The sequence below is a fragment of the Alkalibacterium sp. s-m-28 genome (assembly GCF_054658175.1).
On sequence record NZ_BAAGIQ010000122.1, the window covers coordinates 1 to 4,577 of the forward strand.

5 protein-coding genes and 1 other annotated feature are annotated in these 4,577 nt (G+C 46.3%); all 5 genes read left to right on the forward strand.

Going from position 1 to position 4,577, the window contains the following annotated elements; translation table 11 throughout:
• Positions 1-247: 247 nt before the first annotated feature.
• Positions 248-895 (forward strand): pyroglutamyl-peptidase I, encoded by a 648-nt coding sequence (gene pcp / locus ACYQ4S_RS10840; RefSeq protein WP_459771102.1) that lies wholly within the window; start codon positions 248-250, stop codon positions 893-895.
• A 56-nt stretch (positions 896-951) separates the two neighbouring features.
• Complete coding sequence (locus ACYQ4S_RS10845; protein ID WP_459771104.1) at positions 952-2,148, forward strand: cation:proton antiporter; 1,197 nt, start codon at positions 952-954, stop codon at positions 2,146-2,148.
• Between the two features lie 60 nt (positions 2,149-2,208).
• Positions 2,209-2,485, forward strand: a binding site (T-box leader).
• Between the two features lie 128 nt (positions 2,486-2,613).
• Positions 2,614-2,769 (forward strand): hypothetical protein, encoded by a 156-nt coding sequence (locus ACYQ4S_RS10850; protein WP_459771106.1) that lies wholly within the window; start codon positions 2,614-2,616, stop codon positions 2,767-2,769.
• Positions 2,770-2,867: 98 nt separating this feature from the next.
• Positions 2,868-3,197 carry a MetQ/NlpA family ABC transporter substrate-binding protein gene (locus ACYQ4S_RS10855; RefSeq protein ID WP_459771108.1) on the forward strand — a complete coding sequence of 110 codons (330 nt, stop codon included), beginning with the start codon at positions 2,868-2,870 and terminating at the stop codon, positions 3,195-3,197.
• Positions 3,198-3,258: 61 nt separating this feature from the next.
• Positions 3,259-4,455, forward strand: coding sequence for an amidohydrolase (locus ACYQ4S_RS10860; RefSeq protein WP_459771110.1), 1,197 nt, complete (start codon positions 3,259-3,261; stop codon positions 4,453-4,455).
• Positions 4,456-4,577 lie beyond the last annotated feature (122 nt).

The window sequence follows — 4,577 nt, forward strand, 5'->3', positions numbered from 1 at the left end:
AATTTCTGGAAAAAGTCATCCCTTGCGCCAGCACTTGACTTTTTTGGAAATTTTAACGAAAACCATTTGTGACGAAAGTAACAATCTATGGAAATCATTTATTCTAAGTTTTATGCAACACTAGTGAAAGAATATATTGAAAACCAATTAACAGAATATAATGCGGGTCGCCCAAGACGCTAATTCACCTCGTCACTGAAGTAACGAGTTCTCTTAGCTGACAACCCGTATAGAAAGGAAAGATAATATGAAAATTTTAGTGACGGGATTTGATCCTTTTGGAGGAGAGAAGATAAATCCGGCATATGAAGCCGTCAGACGATTGGATTCGGAAATTACAGGAGCTGAAATCATCACTATGGAACTGCCGACCGTGTTTCATAACTCTTCAGAAGTTCTCAGGGAAAAAATTGAAGAGACTTATCCGGATGTAATTCTCTGTGTCGGGCAGGCTGGAGGACGTTACAGTGTTACGCCCGAACGTGTAGCAATCAATATAGATGACGCCCGAATTCCAGATAATAAGAGCAATCAGCCGATCGACGAACCGATTCAGCCAGATGGACCGGCAGCTTATTTCAGCACGCTTCCTGTCAAAGCCATGGTAGAGAAAATGAGGCAGGCCGGTGTGCCGGCGAGTGTGTCAAACAGTGCCGGAACGTTTGTCTGCAATCACATCATGTATCAGATGCTCCACATCATCGAAAAGGACTTTCCAGAAAAGACCGGGGGATTCGTCCATGTTCCCTTCATCCCGGAACAGGTCGTAGACAAGCCGAATCTGCCGTCTATGCATCTTGAAGATATTATCCGGGCATTGACTGTGGGAATCGAAGCGATCGTCATGTATCATGGTAAAGAGGATATGAAAGAAACGGGTGGGACGATTCACTAAAGAGAAGAAAGAGAAGAGGTCACTCTCTTCTCGTACATAAGTGGGAGAAGGTAAGTATGCTTACGGGAACTGGATTGCTATTATTATTTGGATACATAGGAGGGAAACTTGTCTCCAGGACTAAACTGCCGCCGTTGATCGGGATGCTTCTTGTCGGAATGGCTTTAGGACCATATGTCCTGGACTGGCTGGACAGCGATCTTTTGACCGTCTCTCAGGATATACGAACCTTTGCTCTGATCGTCCTCCTGCTGAGAGCCGGCTTGGGTATTAAAAAAGATCAAATCAAGCAGGTTGGAACGATCGCCTTGAAAATCAGCAGTATTCCCTGCTTTCTCGAAGGTTTGACCATAACTGCCTTGGCTTATTATCTGCTTAACTTTTCATTTGCTGAAGCCGGAATGCTCGGGTTCATTATAGCCGCTGTGTCCCCGGCAGTCGTTGTGCCGAGCATGCTCGATCTGAAAGAAAAAGAATACGGGGAAGACAAACAGGTTCCGACCTTGCTCCTTGCCGGGACATCAATTGATGATGTATTTGCCATTACCTTGTTTACCTTCTTTCTTGGACTGGGGACCAGTGGCCAGGATACATCGATTGCTTTTGAGCTGGCCTCCATTCCGTTCAGTATAATCGCAGGCATGATGGGTGGGGCAGTCATTGCTCTTCTGGCGACATTCCTGTTCAAGCAGTTCGATAAGAAATACGTCGAGAAACTATTGCTGCTTTTAGCTGCAGCGATTTTGTTTGTTGAATGGGGCGAGCATGTCGGGATTGCCAGTCTTCTAGGAGTCATGACGCTAGGCTTTATTCTGCTTGAACGCATCCCCAATCATACAGCTCACTTTACCCAGTCTCTAGCCGGGCTGTGGATCTTCCTGCAGATTTTACTTTTTGCACTGGTGGGTGCCGAAGTGAATATAGAGGTGGCTTTGGAAGCAGGGGTGACCGGTCTATTAATCATCGCACTTGGACTGGTTGGACGCAGCATCGGTGTCTGGTTTGCAACAATGAATACCCCACTTAATAAAAAGGAAAGACTGTTCTGCATGATTGCGTACTCGCCTAAAGCTACTGTTCAAGCTGCCATGGGTGGGATCCCTCTGGCTATGGGTGCAAGTCAGGGCGCGACGATTCTAGCCTTGGCTGTCCTATCTATCATTGTCACAGCGCCACTTGGTGCAGCGGCGATTTATGCAACTGCTCCGAAACTGCTGACTAAAGGAAAAAATAAAAATTCAAAAAAGATTTGACAAAGTATTCTGAAGTAAGTATAGTAATAATCAAGTTCTTGAAAATGAGAAAAACAGAAGAAAACAGTGTGAAAAGAAAAGTACATTTAGGACGTCTTCTCAGAGAGCCTGTAGTGGTGGGAGCAGGTAAGAAAGAATAAATGGAAAATGGTCTTGGAATTGGAGCAGGTGATCCCGGTCGGGTAAGCGTGCTACGGGTTCACCCGTTATAGTGACGCAGTCTACAGGAGTAGTGAATCAACACTGACGCCCTGTGTACTGGCAGAGGCATGACTGGAGACGGTCATGCAAACTAAGGTGGTAACACGATAATCATTAATTATGAGTCGTCCTTAAAAGAGTCTTTGTATAAAGATTTTTTTAAGGACGTTTTTTTATACAATTAAATAGCTATATACTGCAATGAAGAGTAAAGTACACTTACAAGACAGCAACAACAGAGAGCCTGGGCAGGTGAGAGCAGGTTTGCTTGAGCAAGTGGAAAATGGACTCGAAGCAGGGTACCGAGTGTCGGATAAACAGAACATCAGACATAAGGCTGCCATGGGTGCGCCCACTACAGCGCCGAAGCATCGCCTTCATGGGGTGCTTTTAAAGGAATCAGTCGTAAGGCTGGTTTGAATCAAGGTGGTAACACGGGCTTTTCGTCCGTCCTTAAGATCAGTTTAACCTGGTCTTGGGGACGGACGTTTTTTTTTGAAATAAAGAGGGGGAGACAGATGATTGAGCTGAAAAATATAGACGTGACTTTTGAGGATAGAAAACAGACTGTAAAGGCGGTTCAGGATGTATCGTTGACCGTCGAAAAGGGCGATATTTACGGCATCGTCGGATACAGCGGAGCCGGAAAAAGTACGCTGGGACGAACTATAAACTTACTGGATCCGGTCAATGAGCAGTCCGATCCATACGTCAATATCATTGTTGCAAGAGAAGAAGATGCCGATAATCAAGCTTATCAGAAAGTAGTTGAAGCCTATCAGGCGGAAGACACCAAAGGAGTCATTGAAGAAACGTCCAAAGGCTCATCCGTACCTGCCTGGGATTAATCTGAAAAGTTTACGAGCGAGTTGAAAACCGTTATCTTAATGAGTGAAAGGAAGGATAAAAATGAGCAGTGTATTAACGGAAATATCAATTAGAGAAGACGTGCAAGCCGGAGCAGATGAGGTCATAGTACTGAGACGCTACTTCCACCAGTATCCTGAGGCGAGCTTAAAAGAGTATGAAACGATCAGACGAATCAAAGAAGAGCTGGATAAACTTGGTGTCCCATACGAATCAGTAGGAGAAACAGGTGCAATCGGAACGATTACAGGGCAGAAAGGGCCAGGAAAAACCATTCTTCTCCGTGCGGACATCGATGCTCTGGAGTTGGAAGACGCCAAAGAGAAGCCATACAAATCGAAAAATCCTGGGCTACATCATGCGTGTGGTCATGACGGACATACGGCAGCCCTTCTTGGCGCAGCTAAAATCCTTAAAAAACAGGCAGCTCACTTTTCAGGAACAGTCAAATTGGCTTTTCAGCAGGCTGAAGAAATAGGGGCAGGTGCCCGTCAATTTGTTAAAGGGGGATTCGTTGAAAACACTGATCAGGTATTCGGTCTTCATTTGGATTCCAGTGTCCCGGTCGGCAGTATCGTATCCGTTCCTGGAGCGACGAACGCGTCATGTGATATATTCAAGATCAATGTTCAGGGAAAAAGTGCACATGCTGCTCAGCCTGACAAAGGAGTGGATGCCTTGCTGGCTGCGGCTGCCATAACCGTTGAACTTCAAAGTATCGTAGGAAGGGAGATCAGCCCTCTGGATCACGCCGTTGTCGCGGTCGGGGTATTGAATGCAGGGACACGCTATAATATTGTAGCTAATCACGCTGAACTGGAAGGAACCGTGCGTACATTCAGTCATGAAACGAGACAGTTTGTACTGGAAGCAGTTGAGCGCGTTGCAAAGCATGTGGCTGAGTCCCACAGGGCCTCGATTACGTTTGAAAACTATGATGCTGCAGCACCACTTATCAATGCTGAAGAGCCGGCAGCACGTGCGGCAAGGGTTGCTGCAGATATCGTCGGTGCAGAGCGGGTCATCACCAGTCAGCCGAAAAGTCTAGGAGCAGATGACTTTGCTGATTTCCTGGCAGAAGCCCCAGGAGTTTATGCCCGGGTAGGGACCAGGAATCTGGATGATCCGGATACCTGGTACGGCCATCATCATGAGCAATTCGATATAGATGAAAGAGGTCTGGCTTATGCGACTGAATTGCACGTCCGTTATGCACTGGATTATTTAGGAACGAAGTGAACTACCCACCACTTAAATCCTCCGGATTTTGAAGTGGGGGCTTCCTACGAACTCCATTCTTGTCTGCACAGGTTTCATGCAGACAGAGGAATCGGATATGGGTAGGCTCAAAAGGCAGTCCC